The sequence below is a fragment of the Nonomuraea sp. NPDC048916 genome (assembly GCF_040649575.1).
In the GTDB taxonomy this organism is placed as follows: domain Bacteria; phylum Actinomycetota; class Actinomycetes; order Streptosporangiales; family Streptosporangiaceae; genus Nonomuraea.
The window spans coordinates 38,261-57,259 of the sequence record NZ_JBEZFS010000015.1 but is presented as its reverse complement, the minus strand read 5'-3'; the positions used below and the strand labels follow the sequence as shown (position 1 = coordinate 57,259).

General features: G+C 71.1%; 16 protein-coding genes. 9 read left to right on the top strand and 7 right to left on the bottom strand.

Annotated features, from left to right (window positions below; genetic code table 11):
• The first annotated feature begins 100 nt into the window (after positions 1–100).
• Together AB0C16_RS18300 and AB0C16_RS18295 are read left to right on the top strand one after the other, a co-directional pair.
• Positions 101–1,492 carry a hypothetical protein gene (locus tag AB0C16_RS18300; protein ID WP_357684264.1) on the top strand — a complete coding sequence of 464 codons (1,392 nt, stop codon included), beginning with the start codon at positions 101–103 and terminating at the stop codon, positions 1,490–1,492.
• 125 nt (positions 1,493–1,617) lie between these two features.
• Positions 1,618–2,961 carry a hypothetical protein gene (locus AB0C16_RS18295; protein ID WP_357684263.1) on the top strand — a complete coding sequence of 448 codons (1,344 nt, stop codon included), beginning with the start codon at positions 1,618–1,620 and terminating at the stop codon, positions 2,959–2,961.
• A 25-nt stretch (positions 2,962–2,986) separates the two neighbouring features.
• On the opposite strand, the gene AB0C16_RS18290 is transcribed toward AB0C16_RS18295, so the two are convergent.
• Entirely contained in the window at positions 2,987–3,979 is a 993-nt protein-coding gene (locus tag AB0C16_RS18290) for an RDD family protein (RefSeq protein WP_357684262.1), read from the bottom strand.
• 51 nt (positions 3,980–4,030) lie between these two features.
• Here AB0C16_RS18290 and AB0C16_RS18285 point away from each other — a divergent pair, with 51 nt between their 5' ends.
• The gene (locus AB0C16_RS18285) at positions 4,031–5,023 is read left to right on the top strand and encodes a stage II sporulation protein M (protein WP_357684261.1); all 993 of its coding nucleotides are present in this window, start codon (positions 4,031–4,033) and stop codon (positions 5,021–5,023) included.
• Between the two features lie 41 nt (positions 5,024–5,064).
• Here AB0C16_RS18285 and AB0C16_RS18280 read toward each other — a convergent pair whose 3' ends face one another.
• From AB0C16_RS18280 to AB0C16_RS18260, 5 genes are read right to left on the bottom strand one after another with little or no spacing between them, the layout of a single operon-like run.
• The gene (locus AB0C16_RS18280) at positions 5,065–6,438 is read right to left on the bottom strand and encodes a DUF58 domain-containing protein (protein WP_357684259.1); all 1,374 of its coding nucleotides are present in this window, start codon (positions 6,436–6,438) and stop codon (positions 5,065–5,067) included.
• Entirely contained in the window at positions 6,438–7,412 is a 975-nt protein-coding gene (locus tag AB0C16_RS18275) for a MoxR family ATPase (protein ID WP_357684443.1), read from the bottom strand. Before AB0C16_RS18275 ends, AB0C16_RS18280 begins: the two co-directional genes overlap by 1 nt.
• Positions 7,408–8,583, bottom strand: a complete 1,176-nt coding sequence (locus tag AB0C16_RS18270; RefSeq protein WP_357684257.1) for a DUF4350 domain-containing protein — start codon at positions 8,581–8,583, stop codon at positions 7,408–7,410. Before AB0C16_RS18270 ends, AB0C16_RS18275 begins: the two co-directional genes overlap by 5 nt.
• Positions 8,580–9,197, bottom strand: coding sequence for a DUF4129 domain-containing protein (locus AB0C16_RS18265; RefSeq protein ID WP_357684255.1), 618 nt, complete (start codon positions 9,195–9,197; stop codon positions 8,580–8,582). Before AB0C16_RS18265 ends, AB0C16_RS18270 begins: the two co-directional genes overlap by 4 nt.
• A complete protein-coding gene (locus tag AB0C16_RS18260) occupies positions 9,194–10,495 on the bottom strand; it encodes a glycerophosphoryl diester phosphodiesterase membrane domain-containing protein (RefSeq protein ID WP_357684253.1) in 1,302 nt (433 codons plus the stop codon). Before AB0C16_RS18260 ends, AB0C16_RS18265 begins: the two co-directional genes overlap by 4 nt.
• Positions 10,496–10,765: 270 nt before the next feature.
• Here AB0C16_RS18260 and mtrA point away from each other — a divergent pair, with 270 nt between their 5' ends.
• The 6 genes from mtrA to AB0C16_RS18230 all read left to right on the top strand — a co-directional run bounded on the left by mtrA (position 10,766) and on the right by AB0C16_RS18230 (position 17,790).
• On the top strand, positions 10,766–11,443 hold the full coding sequence (gene mtrA / locus AB0C16_RS18255) for an MtrAB system response regulator MtrA (RefSeq protein WP_090763607.1): 678 nt from the start codon (positions 10,766–10,768) through the stop codon (positions 11,441–11,443).
• A gap of 19 nt (positions 11,444–11,462) precedes the next feature.
• Positions 11,463–13,208: an MtrAB system histidine kinase MtrB gene (gene mtrB / locus AB0C16_RS18250; protein WP_357684251.1), complete on the top strand. Its 1,746-nt coding sequence runs from the start codon at positions 11,463–11,465 to the stop codon at positions 13,206–13,208.
• A complete protein-coding gene (locus AB0C16_RS18245) occupies positions 13,195–14,955 on the top strand; it encodes an LpqB family beta-propeller domain-containing protein (RefSeq protein ID WP_357684249.1) in 1,761 nt (586 codons plus the stop codon). The genes mtrB and AB0C16_RS18245 overlap by 14 nt, the downstream gene beginning before the upstream one ends.
• 40 nt (positions 14,956–14,995) lie before the next feature.
• Positions 14,996–15,664 (top strand): phosphoribosyltransferase family protein, encoded by a 669-nt coding sequence (locus tag AB0C16_RS18240; protein ID WP_357684247.1) that lies wholly within the window; start codon positions 14,996–14,998, stop codon positions 15,662–15,664.
• Positions 15,665–16,277: 613 nt separating this feature from the next.
• On the top strand, positions 16,278–16,931 hold the full coding sequence (gene raiA, locus AB0C16_RS18235; protein ID WP_357684245.1) for a ribosome-associated translation inhibitor RaiA: 654 nt from the start codon (positions 16,278–16,280) through the stop codon (positions 16,929–16,931).
• Between the two features lie 160 nt (positions 16,932–17,091).
• Positions 17,092–17,790 carry a response regulator transcription factor gene (locus AB0C16_RS18230; protein WP_357684243.1) on the top strand — a complete coding sequence of 233 codons (699 nt, stop codon included), beginning with the start codon at positions 17,092–17,094 and terminating at the stop codon, positions 17,788–17,790.
• On the opposite strand, the gene AB0C16_RS18225 is transcribed toward AB0C16_RS18230, so the two are convergent.
• The gene (locus AB0C16_RS18225; protein WP_357684241.1) at positions 17,783–18,988 is read right to left on the bottom strand and encodes a crosslink repair DNA glycosylase YcaQ family protein; all 1,206 of its coding nucleotides are present in this window, start codon (positions 18,986–18,988) and stop codon (positions 17,783–17,785) included. The genes AB0C16_RS18230 and AB0C16_RS18225 overlap by 8 nt on opposite strands.
• Positions 18,989–18,999: the final 11 nt, after the last annotated feature.

Here is an 18,999-nt window from a genome sequence, read left to right as displayed (position 1 = left end):
CTTGACAACATGACATCTGGTAAGAAAGGTGTTTTTCAGCTGAAACTTGATCACTTATGTCTTCCTTATCTGGGACATGCGTGATCAAGGAGGCCTTTCAGTGTTGAAACCGAGCCGTACCCTCGCCGTACTGGGGGCGGCCATCGCGTTGGCCCTGACCTCGACCCCCGCGCTCTCCGCCGACATCCCGCCGGCTGACACCGTGGTCACCAGCCCGAACGTGACTCACGTGCTGAACGTCCCCAAGCCCGCCCCGATCGCCGGCACCATCAACACCGACCTCGCCTTCCAGGGCGATTACGCCTACGTCGGCAACTACGGCGGCTTCTCGATCTACGACATCAGGAACCCGAAGAAGGCCAAGCCGGTCAGCTCGGTCGTCTGCCCCGGCGGCCAGATGGACGTGAGCGTCTACGGAGACCTGCTCTTCGCCGCCGTGGACAGCTCGCGCAGCGACGACTCCTGCAACAGCACGGGACTGCCGGCGAACAACAAGGAGGCCTGGGAAGGCGTCCGGATCTTCGACATCAGCGACAAGGCCGCGCCCAGGTACATCAAGTCCGTCGAGACCAACTGCGGCTCGCACACCCTGACGCTGGTGCCGGGCAGGGGCCACGACCGCGAGAAGAACGTCTACGTCTACGTCTCCTCCTACTCGCCGAACGCGAGCTTCCCCGACTGCCGGCCGCCGCACGACCTGATCTCCGTCATCAAGGTGCCGCTGAAGAACCCGACGGCCGCCGCGGTCGCGGCCACCCCGGTCGTCTTCCCCGACGGCGGCAACGAGACCCAGCCCGGCCTGCTGCTGCCGACCAGCGGCTGCCACGACATCACCGTCTACGCGGAGAAGGACATCGCGGCCGGCGCGTGCATGGGTGACGGTGTGCTGTTCGACATCCGTGACCGGCTGAACCCGAGGATCACGGCCAGGGTGACCGACGCGAACTTCGCGTTCTGGCACTCGGCGACGTTCAGCAACGACGCCCGCAAGGTGGTCTTCACCGACGAGCTCGGTGGCGGCGGCGTGGCCACCTGCAACGAGGCGATCGGGCCCAACCGCGGCGCGAACGCGATCTACGACATCGCCCGCGGCGAGCTCGTGTTCAAGAGCTACTTCAAGATCTCGCGCCACCAGGCCGCCAGCGAGAACTGCGTGGCGCACAACGGCTCGCTGATCCCGGTCAAGGGCAGGGACATCATGGTCCAGGCCTGGTACATGGGCGGCGTCTCCATCTGGGACTTCACCGACTCGGCGAACCCCAGGGAGATCGGCTACTTCGAGCGCGGTCCCCGGGCCGACAACAGCGGGGGCGGCGTCTGGTCGGCCTACTACTACAACGGCCACATCTACGCGTCCGACTTCCACGAGGGGCTCGACGTGATCAAGGTCAACGACCCGCTCACCAACGGCGCGAACCGTGTCCACAGTGACCGGCTGAACACCCAGACCCAGGAGTCCTACCGCGACGGAGGCTGGGGCCACCGCGACTGATCGATCCTGCCATCCCGTACGGCGGAGTCTGCGCGGCTCTGCCGTACGGGATGCCGGTTTTTACAGTGACTTTTCCTGTCATAGTGGGTGCCGCTGATTCTTCCAACCCCCGCAGGAGGTCCCCGGTGGCGTCCAGATTCGGCCGCGCTCTGGCGGTGATCGGAGCGGTGCTGGCCCTCGCGGCGTCGCCGGTCCACGCCTCGGACGGCGTCAAGACGAGTGCCAACGTCAAGCGCGTGGCCAACGTCCCCAAGCAGGCGCCGTTCGACGGCCCCGAGGCATACGGCACCGACCTGGCCTTCCAGGGCGACTACGCCTACCAGGGCAACTACCACGGCTTCACCGTCTACGACATCAAGAACCCGGCCAAGCCCAGGGTCGTGAGCCGCGTCACCTGCCCGGGCGCGCAGAACGACGTCTCGGTCCAGGGCGACCTGCTCTTCCTGTCGGTGGACGAGCCGCTGCGCGACGACTCCTGTAGGGCCGGCCACGGCTCCGAGACGTCCAAGGCGGCATGGGAGGGCATCCGGATCTTCGACATCTCCGACAAGTCCCGCCCGAAGTACATCAAGTCAATCAAGACCGCCTGCGGCTCGCACACGCACACCCTCGTGCCGGACAAGAAGGGCAAGGCGGTCTACCTGTACGTGTCCTCGTACGATCCGGGAGCCAGATACCCCGGCTGCCGGCCCCCGCACGACCGGATCTCGATCATCAAGGTGCCGCTGAAGAAGCCGACGGCGGCGAAGATCGTCTCCAGGCCGGTGCTCTTCCCCGCCGGCGGCAACGAGACCCAGCCCGGCCTGCTGGCACCGACCAGCGGCTGCCACGACATCACGGTGTTCCCCAAGAAGGACCTCGCCGCGGGCGCCTGCATGGGCGACGGCATCCTGATGAACATCTCCGACCGCGAACGGCCCAAGGTCACCAACCGGGTCACCGACGCGAACTTCGCGTTCTGGCACTCGGCGACGTTCAACAACGCCGGTGACAAGGTCGTCTTCACCGACGAGCTCGGCGGCGGCATCGGCGCGACCTGCACCAAGGGCTTCGCCCCCGAGCGCGGCGCGGACGCCGTCTACGACATCGAGGGCGGCGAACTGGTCCACAAGTCCTACTACAAGATCCCGCGGGCCCAGACCAGCATGGAGAACTGCGTGGCCCACAACGGCTCGCTGATCCCGGTCAAGGGCAGGGACGTCATGGTCCAGGCGTGGTACCAGGGCGGGGTGTCGATCTGGGACTTCACCGACTCGGCCAACCCCGTGGAGATCGGCTACTTCGACCCCGCCCCGCTCAAGCCCGCCAACCTCGGCGGCTCGTGGTCGGCGTACTACTACAACGGTCACGTCTACAGCAGCGACATCCAGAAGGGCCTGGACGTGCTGCGCGTCTCGGACAAGCGCCTCGGCTCCGCGGGCAAGGTGCGGCTGAAGGTCCTCAACGCCCAGACGCAGTACGCCCCCTGACCCCCGGACCGGCGGCCCGGGTCGCTTACTGAGGGGGTGCGAAGCCGTCCGGAGTCGCCCGAGGCGGCTCCGGGAGCGGTCGGCTCTGCCCAGGTGGCGCATAGGGGGCGGCAGGCACCCCCTGCGCCTGCCCGCCCGGCGGCCGGCCGGTCGAAGGCGCGGCCGGCGGCCAGCTGGTTGAAGGCGCGGGCGGTGGCCGGCCGGTCGAGGACCAGGGCTGCGGCCCGCCCGGCGGCGGCCCCGGCCGGGAGGCGGCCGGCAGGCCGTGGCCGGCGCGCTGCGCGAGACGTACCTGGTCACGCCGGCGGCGCTCGGCCAGGACGGCGCTCAGGTAGGCGTGCGGCGGCACCCCGGGCGGCGCGGCGGGCGAGACGAACGCGGCGACCTGCGTCGCGATGCGCACGCCCATATCGTGCTGGATCTGCGGCGACAGCTGGTGCCAGCGGATGATGTACTGGCGGGCGGCCGCCGCCACCTCGTCGGGCAGCTGCGACAGCTCCAGCGTCGCGGCCCAGGCGGCCAGCGGCGGCGGCATCCAGATGACCTGCCCTGCCTCCCGCGGCCCCCGATCGGAGATCACGATCGTGCCGGCGAAGATGTCACCCAGCCGCTTGCCCCGCTGTGAGAAGAGCGAGGAGATGAGCGCCGGCGCCCCGGAGAACATCCAGAACTCCACCAGCCCGGCCAGCCCCCGGAACAACGCCTGCCTGAACCGTTCGGGACTGCCGTCGTCGCTGACCACCCGCAGCCCCAGCGCGAGCTTGCCCAGGCTGCGCCCTCCGCTGAGCGACTCGAAGATCACCGGATAGCCGACCGTCACGAGCACGACCGCCACGATCGCCACCGCCGCGAACATCGCCGGGTCGCTGATCACGGAGAACGCCTCGAGCACCGTGAACGCGCCGATCAGCACGGTGAGCTGGAGCGCCATGTCGATGGCGAGCGCTACGGCCCGCGTCGGCATCTGCGCCACCCGCACCTCGACGACGACGGCGTCTCCGGTCACAACCTCTGACATACGTGGAGCCTAACGGCAATGGCCCCCTGATCGAGCGGCCACAATGGTCGGGTGGACATCGATGCGTTCGTCGCCGCACACCGCCCCGCATGGGACAGGCTGGAGCACCTGATCAAGCGCCGCTCGTCGCTGACCGGGGCCGAGGTCGACGAACTGGTCGACCTCTACCAGCGGGTCTCCACCCATCTGTCCATCGTCCGCTCGGCCTCGACCGACGCCATGCTGGTCGGCCGCCTTTCCGCGCTGGTCGCCCGGGCCAGGTCGGCGGTGACCGGGGCGCGCACCCCGGCCTGGAGGGAGCTGGTCAGGTTCTTCACGGTGTCGTTCCCCGTGGTGGCCTACCGGGCCAGGTGGTGGTGGCTGGCCTCGGGGGTGGCGTTCATGGCGGTGGCCTGGGTGACGGGCGCCTGGGTGGCGGGCAACCCCGAGGTGCAGGCGGCCATAGCCTCGCCCGAGGAGATCACCCAGCTGGTCGACCACGACTTCGCCGACTACTACTCCGAGCACCCCGCCGCCTCCTTCGCCAGCCAGGTGTGGGTGAACAACGCCTGGATCTCGGCGCAGGTCATCATCTACGCGATCTTCATGGGGTTGCCGATCCCCTACGTGCTCTGGGTCAACGCCGAGAACGTGGCCGTCGCCGCCGGCCTGATGGCCTCGCGCGGCAAGCTGGACATCTTCTTCGGGCTGATCACGCCGCACGGGCTGCTGGAGCTCACCGCGGTCTTCCTCGCGGCGGCCGTCGGCATGCGGCTGGGCTGGACCGTCGTCGATCCGGGGCCGCGCAGGCGCGTCGACGTGCTGGCCGAGCAGGGCCGGGCGGTGATGAGCGTGGCGCTCGGGCTCGTCGTGGTGTTGTTCCTGTCGGGGCTGATCGAGGCGTTCGTCACCCCGTCGGGCCTGCCCACCTGGGCGCGGATCGCCATCGGGGTGCTCGCCGAGGTGGCCTTCCTGGCGTACGTGGTGGTGTTCGGGCGCCGGGCGATGCGCCAGAACGAGACCGGAGACCTGGAACGCGCCCCCGACCTGGCGCCCACCGCCTGACGCCCGCCTGAGCCCGTCCGAGGTCCGCCGCCGAGCCGGCTCTAGAGGCGGCCGGCGGCCTTCAACGCGAGGTAGGCGTCGGCCAGCGCGGGGGCGATGTCGTCGGGCGGCGCGTCGACCACCTCGACGCCGTGGCGTCGAAGCCGCGCGGTGATGCGCCGGCGATCCAGCAGGGCGCGCTCGGCTGCCGCCGCGTCGTAGACCTGCTCCGCCGAGCCCCGCCGGGCGGCCATGGCGGCCACACGCGGGTCGGAGACGGCCGCGACCAGCAGCAGGTGGCGCGAGGAGAGCTGGGCCAGCACCGGCATCAGGCCCTCGTCCAGCGACGCCGAGTTGAGGTCGGTGAGGAGCACGACCAGGCAGCGCCGCTTGGCCCGCGACAGGATCGCGGCGACCATCGCCTGCGAATCGGCCTCGATCAGCTCCGCCTCGATCGGCGCCATCGCGTTGACCAGCGACGCCAGGAGCTCGGTGCGTGAGGCCCCGCTCACCCAGGCCCGTACGGTCCGGTCATGGGCCAGGAAGTCGACCTGGTCGCCGGCCCTGGCGGCGAGCGCGGCGAGCAGCAGGGCGGCGTCCATCGACCAGTCGAGCCGCGGCCAGCCCGGCACCGGGCGTGGATCCGGCCTGACCAGCAGCCCGCCGCCGCTCGCCTGGGCCCCGGCCAGCGGGATGGGGGCGTCGCCCACCCGCCCGGCCGAGGTGCGGCCGGTGTCGAGCACGATGAGCACCCGCCGGTCACGCTCGGGCCGCCAGGTGCGGACGACCACGTCGTGGCGTCTCGCCGTGGCCCGCCAGTCGATCGAGCGGACGTCGTCGCCCACCACGTACTCGCGCAGCGAGTCGAACTCGGTGCCCTGGCCGCGTACGAGAGCCGGGTGCCGCCCGTCGAGCTCGCGCAGCCGGGCCAGGCGGGAGGGCAGGTGCTTGCGCGACAGGAACGGCGGCAGCACCCGCACCGACCACGGCGCCCGGTGGCTGCCCTGGCGGGCGGCCAGGCCGAGCGGGCCGAGCGAGCGCACGGTGACGGCCACGGAGGCGCGGTCGCCGCGCCGGGTGGGCGCGAGCGTCAGGACCAGCCTGCGCCGCTCACCGGCGGGCACGTCGAGCCGCAGCTCGCGGGGCGAGGCGCCGGCCGAGGGGGGCCAGGCGTCCCTGAGCACGCCGCGCACCCGTCTGCCGCCCGGGTTCGCCACGACCAGCTCGACCTCGGCCCGCTGGCCGAGCCGGATCAGCCGGTCACCCGAGCGGTGGAAGCGCAGCGGCCGCACCGCGCCCGCGAACACCAGGTCCACGATGACCGCGGCGGCCAGCAGCAGGCAGACCCCGGCCAGCGCGGGCCCCGGCTGCGGCGCGAGCAGCACCACCACGATGCCGAGCGCGGCGACCAGCGCGGCGCGTCCCGTCAGAGCCATCAGCGCGGGACCGGGACCGAGGCCAGGATGCCGTCGAGCAGGCCGTCGGCGGTCGCGCCCTCAAGCTCCGCCTCGGGCCGCAGCTGCACCCGGTGCCGCAGCGCGGGCCTGGCCAGCGCCTTCACGTCGTCGGGCGTGACGTAGGCGCGCCCGGACAGCCACGCCCAGGCCCGGGAGGCGGCCAGCAGCGCGGTCGCGCCACGCGGCGAGACGCCCAGCTGCAGCGACGGGGAGTTGCGGGTGGCCCGTGCCACGTCCACGATGTAGCCGAGCACTTCGGGGGCCACGTGCACCTGCGCCACCGCCATCCGCCCGGCCGCCAGGTCACTCGCGGTGGCGACGGCCTTGACGTCCGAAAGGTCGCGCGGGTCGAAGCCGCGCGCGTGCCGGTCGAGGACGGCGATCTCCTGCTCGCGCGGCGGCAGTGGCACGGTCAGCTTGAGCAGGAACCGGTCGAGCTGGGCCTCGGGCAGTTGGTAGGTGCCCTCGTACTCCACGGGGTTCTGCGTCGCGCACACCACGAACGGGTCGGGCAGCATGCGCGCGTCGCCCTCGACGCTGACCTGCCGCTCCTCCATCGCCTCCAGCAGCGCGGCCTGCGTCTTCGGCGGGGTGCGGTTGATCTCGTCGGCGAGCAGCAGGTTGGTGAACACCGGCCCCTCGCGGAACTCGAACCGGGCCGTCTTCGCGTCGTAGATCAGCGACCCCGTCACGTCGCCCGGCATCAGGTCGGGCGTGAACTGGACCCGCTTGAAGTCGAGCGCGAGCGCCGCGGACAAAGTGCGGACCATCAGGGTCTTGGCCACGCCGGGCACGCCTTCGAGCAGCACGTGCCCCCTGCACAACAGCGCGATGACCAGCCCGGTAACCACCGCGTCCTGGCCGACCACGGCCTTGGACACCTCGGTCCGGAGCGCCGCCAGCGCCGCCCTGGCCGACTCGCCCTGGCCCGTCAAGCGGGTGGTCTCGTCAATGTTCACTGACCGTCCTTTCGATCGCGTCCAAGTATCCGGCCAGGGCGACGAGCCCGGCGTCGTCGGCCGGCGCGGGGCCGTACAGGGCGGCGCCGACCTGCTGCGGGTCCTGCCCGGTCCGTACGGCGAGCGCCGCCACGACCTCGTGCCGGCCCGCGCCCGAGCCCAGCCCGAGCCGGGGTGTGATCCGGTCGATCGTGCCGGCCCGCAGCGAGTCGGCCGCCCTGGCCCTGGCCCGCCGGGCCCGGTAGAGGCGTCCGCGTCCCTCGACCGTCTCGGCGGCCCGGACCACGACCGGCAGCCGCTCCATCACGACCGGGCCCAGCCGCCGGCCCCGCCACAGGGCGACGAGCAGCACGGTGATGGCCGTCATCCCGACCGCCCACGGGATGCCCGGGGGCATCAGGTCGTAGGCGCTCCTGCCCTGCGGCCCGGCCAGGTCGCCCACGGCCGGTTGTTCGGGCTCGACCAGCCAGGTGATGGCCTTGGCGGTGCCCAGCAGGTTGAGGGCGAGCGCGGCGTTGCCGTCCTCGGACAGCCGCATGTTGGTCATGAACTCGCCGCTGCCGACGAGCGTGGTCGTGCCGCCGGCGTTGGGGTAGCTGACCAGCGTCCAGCCCTTGCCGGCGGGATAGCAGCCGGTCGAGCCGGGTGGGCCGCTGAACACCGACCCGCCGATGAACACGCTGCCGGCGGCCGTGGCGGCGGGCAGTGGGCACTCCGGCTCGCGCGAGCGCTCGCGGGAGCCGCCGGGCAGGGTGCGCACGCCGGGCGCCAGCTCGGTCAGGTAGGGGTTGCCGACGATCAGCCGGTCGCCGCGGAGCCCGGCCAGCCGGGAATCGCCGGCGGTCCAGGTGGCGGTGATCAGCAGCAGCCGGTCGCCCTCCGCGGCCTTGGCGACGGCCGCCTCGACGGAGTCGACCCGGTCGACGGTGACGCCACGGGCGCGCAGCAGCTGGGCGAGCGCCTTGGAGCCGGCCAGCGAGGTGTCGGCGGGATCGAGGTGGCGCGACTCGCGCCCGCCGGGAGTGATCAGCACGATGAGGAGGCCGACCGCCAGCATGACCAGGCCGAGCAGCACCGCCGCCCGGCCGGCCCGCCAGGTGGAGCGCACGGTGGGGGAGGTGGAGTAGGAGCCGCGGGTCTCGTCGGGTCGCAGGTCGAGGCTCACGCCGGGCCTCCCAGCGGCACCGGCCTGGCCAGGCGGAGCCGTTCGTCGAGCCCGGTCATGGTGTCGTAGGCGGCCATGGTGCCGGGCACGCCGCCGTAGGTGACGTCGTCGAACGACCGCGCGGCGGCGGCGAGCCCGTGGGCGAACTCCGGCAGCGCCAGGCCCGCCTCGGCGGCCAGCTCGTCGGCGGTGCGCCCGGGCATCCCGTCGACCAGCGCGCGTTCTTCGAGGTCGCGGGCGATGGCGCGCAGGCGCTCCTGGATGGCCTCGGTGTAGCGGCCCTCGGCGGCGTGGCCCTCGGCCGCCAGGCGGTGCTCGGCGGCGGTCATCCTCCGCTCGCCGAAGAGGGCGGCCTGCGCCGCAGAGTTGCGGCGGGAGGTCTTGCGGAGCTGCCAGGAGACCAGCACGACCACGGCCACGATGATCAGTGTGATGATCACGGCGGCGATGATGCCTCCGGTGGTGCCGCCACCGGCGGCGGCGTCCATCAGGTCGCCGAGGAACTGGCTGAAGTGGCGGTAGAGCCGGTCGGGCAGCGACTCCTTCGCGTATTCAGCTCTGAGGAGCTCTTCCGCGGCCCGGCTCGCGGCGTCCTCCCTGCCGATCGGGTTCACGATCCGAAGGAGCTCGTGGAGCTCGTGGACCCCGGCGAGGTCGCGGAGGTCGCGGAGTTGGACGGGTGCCAGAGCTCGTCGGCCGAGGCGTGCACCCAGCCCTGGCGCTGCTGCTCGATCGCCGCCGTCTGCAGCACCAGGTCGAAGGCCTCACTGCGCATCCGCCGGTCGGCGTAGAGCAGGCCCGCCACGCCGGCCTCGAACGGGTAGGTGATCATGGCGCCCAGCGTGCCGCCGACGACGATCAGGACCGCGGCCCCGACCGTGGCCACGGCCCCGTCGCCGAGCAGGCCGAACAGCGTGCCGAAGATGCTGAACGGGATCTCCAGGATGCCCGCGACGAAGCCGACGATCAGCGACGTGAGCAGCAGGATGCCCAGGACGCGCCAGAAGTCGCCGGTCACCAGGTGCCAGGAGCGGCGCATCGCGTCGATCGGCCCCTTGCCCTCGAGCACCACGGCCGGCGCCGCGAACGCGAACCGGGCCTTGAAGACCAGCGCGTAGCCGAGGTAGAGGACGAGCGACACCAGGACGACGGCCACCAGCCCGGCCCGGCCGCCGGAGGAGTCGGTCGCGCCGGACATGATCATGGCCGCGATGAGCGCGGCGATGACGAGGAGCGGCACGAGCATGATGACGGCCATCAGCCCCACCACGCCGAAGAGCGCGGGTATCCGGCTCCGGGTGAGCTGCCACGCCTCGCCCGCGGTCATGGTGCCGCCGAAGACGGCGCGGCCGAGGATCCGCGTCAGCACGCCGGTCAGCAGCGTCACCACGACGAAGCTGACCGCCATCGACACGAACAGGCCGCCGTACTGGGCGACCATGCCGCCGTACAGGTCGGTGGTGCTGAACGGGGCCGAGGCGGGCGGGTTGGTGAGGGCCGACCGCATCGTGTCGAACGCGAACATCTGCCCCACGGCCACCGGGATGACGGCCAGCAGCGCCGCGATCGCCGACAGCCCCAGCACCGCCTTGGGGTTGGAGCGGACCAGCTTGATGGTGCCGTCGAGGATGTCGCCGAGGCCGAGGGGGCGCAGCGGGATGATGCCCGGGCGCAGCGCGGGCGGGTGCGGCATGGGGCCGTGGCCGGGCGACGGCTGGGGATAGGGCTGGGGGTAGGGCTGCTGGGGGTGGGGCTGGTGAGAGTAGGGCTCGTGCCGGCCCGGCCCGTCGGGGGTGTGCTGCTGTGGGCCGGGGGCGGTCCACGGCGAGGTCTGCGGAGCGCCGTAGGGCGGGGGCTGCTCGACTGCCCAGCCGGGTGGCGTCTCGGGCATGGAACCGTGACCGTCTGACATATCTCAATCCTGGCATGCGAGACGGACCCTTGGTGTCGGGCGGGGCATTCGCCGACTCACCTTGCCCACATTCCATGGCGAATCTGGTCAAGAGGCGCATCCAGGGGATGGCAGAAAGTTGGTCTGTTACCGCAGACTGTGGTTGCGGTCCTGGCTGGGAGCCTAAAATTCGCCTTTTGTAGGTCTCATGTCCCACACATGAGCCCACCAAGGGTAACCTTCAGCGATCGTGCGGGTATGTCCCACAATGCGTAGAACGAATGAGGGGCCATGAAAGGTCGCGTGCTGGTCGTCGACGACGATGCCGCTCTCGCCGAGATGCTTGGCATCGTGTTGCGCGGAGAAGGCTTCGAACCATCCTTTGTCTCCGACGGCGACAAGGCCCTCGACGCGTTCCGGGATACACGCCCGGACCTCGTCCTGCTCGACCTGATGCTGCCGGGGGCCGACGGCATCGACGTCGCGCGCAGGATCAGGGCGGAGTCGGGGGTCCCCATCGTCATGCTCACCGCCAAGAGCGACACGATCGACGTCGTGCTCGGCCTCGAGTCGGGGGCCGACGACTACATCGTCAAGCCGTTCAAGCCGAAGGAGCTGGTGGCGCGGGTGCGGGCGCGGCTGCGCCGCACCGACGAGCCCACCCCCGAGATCCTGCAGATCGGTGACATCACGATCGACGTCGCCGGTCACTCGGTCAAGCGCGGCGACGAGACCATCAACCTGACGCCGCTCGAGTTCGACCTGCTCGTCGCGCTGGCCCGCAAGCCGCGCCAGGTGTTCACCCGCGAGGTGCTGCTGGAGCAGGTCTGGGGCTACCGTCACGCGGCCGACACGCGGCTGGTCAACGTGCACGTGCAGCGGCTCAGGGCCAAGATCGAGAAGGATCCGGAGCATCCCGAGATCGTGGTGACGGTCCGCGGCGTCGGCTACAAGGCCGGGCCGGCCTAACCTCCGCCCCCTCCCCGCCATGCCCCCGACGAAGACGAAGCGGTTTCGCCGTCGGACCTTCCGCCAGATCCTGGGCGGCGTCCGCCGGCGGGCGCGTCGTGCCGCGGGCACGGTGCGGCGCGTCTGGCGACGTTCCCTCCAGCTCCAGGTCGTCACCAGCACGCTGGTGATCTCCGTGACCGTGGTGGTCGTGCTGGGCGTGTTCCTGTCCGACCAGATCAACAAGTCCGTCATCACGGGGCGCCAGGACGCGGCCGCCGGCGAGGCCTTCGCCGACCGCGTGCAGATCGCCGACGCCCTCAACCAGGAGCTCGACGAACAGGCCAAACCCGCCGTCTCGGGCAAGAACGCGCCCGCCGACCCGCTCGACGGCGTGATGGACGCCATCACCGGCTCCGGCGACGACGGCTCGAAGAAGCGCTACGAGGTGCTGGTCCTCAACCCGGCCCACCCCGGCAGGTCGCGTGCCTCGGGCGCCGTCATGCCGGAGAACGTGCCCGAACCGCTCCGGCAGTGGCTGAGCCGTCAGAGGGAGAAGATCCCGGGCGACAAGCCCTACCTGCACAAGGCGTACATCAAGTTCACCGGCGAGGCCCAGCCCAAGCTCACGCTGGTGATCGGCGGCCTGGTCAGCCTCGACGGCGGCGACACCTACGAGGTCTACCACTTCTTCCCGTTCAGCGAGGAAGAGCAGATGCTGTCCAACGTCCGGCTGGCCATCGTCGTCGTGGGCTTCGGGCTCGTGCTGCTGCTCGCCGCGATCGCCTCCCTGGTCACGCGCCAGGTCGTGAGCCCGGTGCGGCTGGCGCGGCAGGCCGCCGAGCGGCTGGCCTCGGGCAAGCTCGACGAGCGGCTCAAGGTGCGCGGCGAGGACGACCTGGCCCGCCTGGCGGCCTCGTTCAACGAGATGGCCGGCAACCTGGCGCTCAAGATCCACCAGCTGGAGGAGCTGTCACAGGTCCAGCGGCAGTTCGTCTCCGACGTCTCCCACGAGCTGCGCACCCCGCTGACCACCGTGCGGATGGCCGCCGACCTGCTGTACGACGCCCGCGAGGACTTCGAGCCGATGGCCGCCCGCTCGGCCGAGCTCATGCAGGCCCAGCTCGAACGCTTCGAGTCGATGCTCGCCGACCTGCTGGAGATCAGCCGCTACGACGCCGGCGCCGCCACGCTCGACCTCGACTCCGTCGACGTGCGCGACGTGGTGCTGCGCGCGATCGCCGACTCCGAGGCGCTGGCCGAGCGCCACAACACCCGCTTCGAGCTCCGGCTGCCCAACGAGCCGTGCATGGCCGAGGTCGACAACCGCCGTGTCGAGCGCATACTTCGCAACCTGCTCTTCAACGCCATAGAGCACGGCGAGGGCAAGGACGTCGTGGTGACCGTGGGCGCCGACCGCGACGCCGTGGCCATCGCCGTGCGCGACCACGGGATCGGGCTGAAGCAGGGCGAGGAGACGCTGGTGTTCGACCGGTTCTGGCGCGCCGACCCGTCGCGGGCCAGGACCATCGGCGGCACCGGGCTCGGCCTGGCGATCTCCCGCGAGGACGCCACGCTGCACGGCGGCTGGCTGCAGGCGTGGGGCCAGCCGGGGGAGGGCACGCAGTTCAGGCTGACGCTGCCCCGGGAGGCGGGGGCCGATCTCAAGGGCTCGCCGCTGTCGCTGGTGCCGCCCGAGATCGAGATGCGCCGCACCTGGCGCGGGCACATGACGCCGGTGCTGCTGCCGGCGACGGGAGACGGGGCCGGCCATGACGAGGGCTAACCGGCTCGGCGCCGCCCTGGTGCTCGCGGCGGTCGTGGCGTGCGGGGGATCGGGCTGCGCGGTGATCCCCGTGGGCGGGCCGTTCCCCGTGGAGGAGGCCGGCGGGGGCGACCTGAGCAAGCCGTTCCAGCGCATGATCGCCGTCCCGCCCCGGGCCGACTGGAGCCCCCAGCAGGTGGTCGCGGGGCTGCAGGCCGCGATGGCCGCCTACGCCGACGACCCCAAGGTGCTGCCGGGCTACCTGACGGGCGAGGCCGCGAAGAGCTGGCGCCCCGACGGCCCGATCACCGTGCTCGGCAACTCGCCCGAGTACGAGTACGTGGGCAAGGGCGACGGCAAGGAGGTCCGCATCAGGCTGACCGGCACCCCGGTCGCCCGCATCGAGGACGACGACACCTACGTGCCCATCTCCGGCGCGCAGCCCCAGCGGATCGACTTCCTGCTCGTGCGGAACGAAGCGGGCGCCTACCACGTCAGCTCGATGGAGGGCGGCGTCGGCCTGCTGCTCACGCAGGACGACGTGAGCCGCGCCTACCGGCCGACGAACCTCTACTACCTGGCCGGACCGCCCGGCGTGGGCGATCCGGGAGGCGACCGCCGGCTGGTCGCCGACCGGGTACGGCTGCGCGTCAAGCCCACGGAGAACTTCGCCGAGACCATCGTCAGGCGGTTGCTCCAGGGCCCGAGCAAGGCGCTGTCGGGCGCGGTCGGCAGTGTCTTCCCGCAGGGCATGAGCGTCAGGTCGGTCCGCTCGGCCGACGACCGTGTGGTGGTCGATCTGAGCGGCCCGATCGACGCCGGCGGCGTCTTCGCCGACGGGCTCAAGGCCCAGCTGAAGTGGAGCCTCAACGGCAACAACGTGGCCAACGGCCGGATCATCGAGGTGCAGCTCGACGGCGAGCCGTTCTTCTCGTCCGAGTCGCTGACGATCCCCGCCATCCTGCGCGAGGAGTGGCTGGACAACGACGTCCGTCCCGCCTACTACACGAGCAAGGGGGCGGTCCACTCGCTCAACGTCGACGGCGCGGGCAACGCCGTCCAGGGGCCCGCCGGTCAGCCGGGCGACATCTACTCGGACCTGGCCATCGCCGGCAGCGGAGACCTCGTCGCGGGCAAGGGCAGAGGGGGCGGCATCTGGGTCACCCGGGTCGCCCCGGACGGCCGGTGGGAGCAGTGGATCCCCGGCACCGACCTCACGGCCCCGTCCTGGCACCGCGACGGCACCCTGTGGACCTACGACAGGGCCGCCGGCGCCGTGATCCGGTGCGACATGGCCGCCGGTCGCGGCCCCGAGCGCATCGCCGCGCCCGGCCTGGCCAACCTGGACGTCACCGGGCTCCGGATCGCCAGGGACGGCGTCCGGGTCGCCGTGACCATCGGAAAGAACCAGGTCAAGATCGGTGCGATCACCGGGGGGTCCGGGGCCACGATGCTGGGCAACTTCCAGACGCTGACCACGGTCGAGGACGAGGAGATCAGGGACATCGCCTGGCGCGACGGCGAGCGCCTGCTGGTGCTCGTGCAGAGCAAGGCCGTGCAGAGCGTCAGGGAGATCAACATCGGCGACGGCGAGATCATGCAGCTCCCCACGGGCAACAAGGAGCTGGAGACCATCACCGCCCTCAGCGACCGCATCCTCGCGGCCACGAAGGAGAGCGACGAGATCCTCGAGTTCAACCGCGACTCGCAGGCCTGGGTCTCCAAGGTGAAGTCCGACGCCGACAGCCCGATCTTCCCCCTGGGCTGACGCCCCCGAACTGTCGGTCCCGGCGGGCATGCTGGCCGGCGTGCTGAGTGCCCTGCTCGATCTGGTCCTTCCCCAGCCGTGCGTGGGCTGCGGCGCGACGGGCGCCTCGCTCTGCGACCGCTGCCTGGCCGGGCTCTTCGCCGCCCCGGCGCGCCGTCCGCCCAGCCCGCGCCCGCCCGGCCTGCCCGACTGCTGGTCGGCGGCCGACTATTCGGGCCCCGTACGGCAGGCCATCGTCGCCTACAAGGAGCGAGCCCGGATGACGCTCGCCGGCCCGCTGGCCGAGGCGCTGGCGTTCACCGTCGCCTCCGCCCGTCCTGGAGCGGACGGGTTCGCGCTGGTGCCGGTCCCGAGCGCGCGCCGTGCCCTGCGCGCGAGGGGCCATGATCCCGTGGGGCGGCTGGCCGCGCTGGCCGCCCGCCATCTGAGGCGGCTCGGCCACGGGGCCGAGGTGCGCGACGTGCTGACTCCGGGCCGGCGCGTGGCCGACCAGGCGGGCCTGAGCGCCGGGTGCCGGGCCGCCAACCTGGCGGGCTCGCTACGCGCGGTCACGCCCGTCGAAGGCCCCGTGGTGCTGGTGGACGACCTCGTGACCACCGGGTCCACCCTGGCCGAGGCCGCCAGGGCCGTTCGCGCGGGCGGCGCGGAGGTGCTCTTCGCCGCGACCGTGGCGGCGACACGCCGAAGATCTTGCAAACCATTACGGTGACCCTCCGTGAAGGAAGCTCGAATGAGTGCCCCTCGCCAGAAGGTGATATGTCGCTTACCTCCGGGCGACAGCAGACCAGCTCAGCACGCATCGGCCGCATGCCCATAAGGGGTATCAACTCATCAACTGGTGCATCATTCCCCCCTGTCACAGAGTACGAAAATCACGGAAAGTGATCATTTGGGTAATCCTTCGGCTGACATTCGTCCCTGATGAGAGATAGCGTTCAGACATGGCACCCGTTCGGGTCCGTGGTTGCGCAGGGCCGGAGTCCCCGGCTCTGCTAGCCGATGCCAGCCGCAGGCGAAACGGTCCACGTAAGGCGACTCTTTGTCGACCGAGCACGGTGCGGCTTAGGGGTAAGTCCTGCCTTCCCGAGGGTCCAGATGTCCCTCGTCAGGAGAGAAGGGCAGTAGTGGCAACAGAGCTGCGAACCCCTCAGCAGGCGGATGTGGGGTCGAAGACCAGGTCGGCCGGGCGGGTGCCACCCGAGATCCCGGTGACGCGACGTCGGAAGAGGGTACCGGTGACAGAAAGGCAAGCAAAAGGCCCCGTCCGGCAGGCGCATCGTCGGGCGCTCGTTCTCAGTCGTTAGACGAAGGGGGGCTGTTGTATGGACATCATCGTCAAGGGCCGGCACACAGGAGTGAGCGATCGGTTCCGAGACCAAGTGACCACCAAGCTGGCCAGGATCGAGCGCCTGGACAGCAAGCTCATCCGAGTCGATGTGGAGGTGTCCAAGGAGCGCAATCCGCGTCTCGCCCAGCAGCGCGAGCGCGTGGAGCTCACCATCCACTCCCGGGGGCCGGCGATCCGTGCCGAGGCCTCCGCCGACGACCGATTCACCGCCCTCGACATGGCCCTCGACAAACTGGAAGGCCGCCTGCGCAGACTGGCCGACCGACGCAAGGTGCACCACGGCAACCACTGCCCGCCCTCGGTGGCGGAGATCACCGCGACGCTGCCCGACGTCGCCGACCTGGCGCCGCCCCGCCCGGCCGAGCCGGTCGAGCCCGAAGACGAGCAACTCCCCGACGACAAGCAGTATGACGACATCGTCCCGATCGAGATGGACGGCGAAGGGCCGCTCATCGTGAGGGAGAAGTACCACAAAGCGGAGCCCATGACCATCGACCAGGCCCTCCTCGAGATGGAGCTGGTCGGCCACGACTTTTACCTGTTCCGTGACAAGGAGAGCGGTCAGCCGTGTGTCGTGTACAACCGGCGTGGCTACAACTACGGCGTGTTGCGGCTCGTAGAGCCCTGATACGGTTTTAAAAGATCTTCTCGACCACCCGAGAACCATGGCGCCCGTGCCATCATGTCGGTTCGACGGCTCTGGCCCCCCGACGAGGAGGAGACGTGAGCGAGCTCAGTCAGGTGATGAGCGAGCGAAGCGAGGTCGCGAGGCGGATCAAGGAGGCCTCGTGACAGAGTCCAGCGAGATCGGCGCGTCTGGCGGCGAGCCGATCCGTGTGCTGATCGTCGACGATCACGAACTGATCAGGCGGAGCCTGGCGCTGGCGCTGGCCGCCGAGCCGGATATCGAGGTGGTCGGCGAGGCGAGCGACGGGCAGGAGGCGGTCGAGGCCGCCGATCGCCTCATGCCCGACGTGGCGCTGATGGACGTGCGGATGCCCAGGCAGGACGGCATCGAGGCGACCAAGGGCATCAAGGCCTCGGTGCCGAGCACCCGGATCATCATGCTGACCGTCAGCGACGAGGAGGAAGACCTGTTCGAGGCCATCAAGGCCGGTGCGACGGGCTACCTCCTCAAGGACGTGCAGATCAACGATGTGCCCGCCGCGGTGCGGGGGGTGCACGAGGGGCAGTCGCTCATCAACCCGGCCATGGCCGCGAAGCTCATCAGTGAGTTCGCGAACATGAGCCGCAAGGAGAGCGAGCGGCCGCCCCAGCTGCCGGTGCCCAGGCTGACCGAGCGCGAGATGGAAGTGCTCCGTCTGGTCGCCAAGGGGATGAACAACCGCGAGATCGCCAAGCAGTTGTTCATCAGCGAAAACACCGTGAAAAACCATGTCCGCAACATCCTGGACAAACTCCAGCTGCACTCGCGCATGGAGGCCGTGGTCTACGCGGTGCGCGAGCGCATGCTGGAGATCACCTGACGGCCGCCTCCAGGTGGGCGGCGAGGCCCGGGTCGGCGCGCTCGACTCGTACGGCGTCGCAGCCCACCCACTCGGCCGCCGACCACAGGGCGTCGCCCATCGCGCCGGCCCACCTGGCGGCGCTGAGCCCGGGCTCGAGGCTGAGCTGCCGGGCCACCAGCGTGGTGCCCTCGCGGGCCGGGTCGACCCGCCCGATCAGGCGGCCGCCGGCCAGCACCGGCATGGTGAAGTAGCCGTGGACGCGCTTGTGCCTGGGCACGTAGAGCTCGAGCCGGTAGGCGAAGCCGAAGACCCGCTCGGTGCGGCCGCGGTGCCAGATGAGCGAGTCGAACGGTGACACCAGCGTGGTGCGGTGGCGGCCGCGGGGCTCCGACTCCAGGGCCGCGGGATCGGCCCAGGCGCCCGCCCGGCCGCTCTGGGCGGGCCAGCCGGCGACGCTCACGGGCACCAGCCCGGCCGCGCCGCTGAGCAGGCTCTCGTCGAGCATCGCCGCGAAGCGGCCCTTGAGCCGCAGGAAGTCGATCAGGTCGCCTCTGGTCGCGACGCCGAGGGAGCGGCCCGCGATGCGCGCGAGCCGCAGGACGCACTCCTCGTCGGAGAGGTCTTCGGCCATGAGGGCGGCGGGCACCACGCGCTCGGCCAGGTCGTAGACGCGGCGCCAGCCGACGCGGCGGCTGCAGACCAGCTCGCCGATGTCGAGCAGCCACTCCAGGCCGATCTTGGAGTCGGACCAGTCCCACCACTCACCGGCCTGGCCCGAGCCGTCGGCCCTGACGGGGCGCGCGCCGCCCACGTCGGCGGTCGTCACCGGGCCGGAGTCGCGGACCTGCTCCAGCAGCTTGTCGACGTGGTCGGGGACCTCGTGCCAGCGGTATCGGCGCTCGCGGTAGGCGCGCCGCCGGAAGGCGTAGAGCGGCCAGTGCTCGATGGGCAGGATGCACGCGGCGTGGCACCAGTATTCGAAGCTCTGGGCGGGATTGTGCCAGTAGGCCCGCTCGACCTTGGGTCTGCCGACCGGGCCCAGCCGCGCGTAGGCGACCAGCTCGTGGGAGCGGGCGACGGTCGAGATCGTGTCGAGCTGGACCGCGCCGAGCCTGCGGAGCATGCTGTGGACCCCGCCCCGGCGCGTCTCCGCGCCGAGCAGCCCCTGCGCCCGCAGGATGATCCGCCGGGCCTCGTCGGCCGTCAGATCGGTCATGTCGCTGATTC

Excerpts from the sequence above, each read along its gene's own strand:
- AB0C16_RS18280 (WP_357684259.1), bottom strand. The coding sequence starts at position 6,438 with ATGGCTCTGACGGGACGCGCCGCGCTGGTCGCCGCGCTCGGCATCGTG.
- AB0C16_RS18225 (WP_357684241.1), bottom strand. The coding sequence starts at position 18,988 with ATGACCGATCTGACGGCCGACGAGGCCCGGCGGATCATCCTGCGGGCG.
- mtrA (WP_090763607.1), top strand. The coding sequence starts at position 10,766 with ATGAAAGGTCGCGTGCTGGTCGTCGACGACGATGCCGCTCTCGCCGAG.
- AB0C16_RS18260 (WP_357684253.1), bottom strand. The coding sequence starts at position 10,495 with ATGTCAGACGGTCACGGTTCCATGCCCGAGACGCCACCCGGCTGGGCA.
- AB0C16_RS18290 (WP_357684262.1), bottom strand. The coding sequence starts at position 3,979 with ATGTCAGAGGTTGTGACCGGAGACGCCGTCGTCGTCGAGGTGCGGGTG.
- AB0C16_RS18245 (WP_357684249.1), top strand. The coding sequence starts at position 13,195 with ATGACGAGGGCTAACCGGCTCGGCGCCGCCCTGGTGCTCGCGGCGGTC.
- mtrB (WP_357684251.1), top strand. The coding sequence starts at position 11,463 with ATGCCCCCGACGAAGACGAAGCGGTTTCGCCGTCGGACCTTCCGCCAG.
- raiA (WP_357684245.1), top strand. The coding sequence starts at position 16,278 with ATGGACATCATCGTCAAGGGCCGGCACACAGGAGTGAGCGATCGGTTC.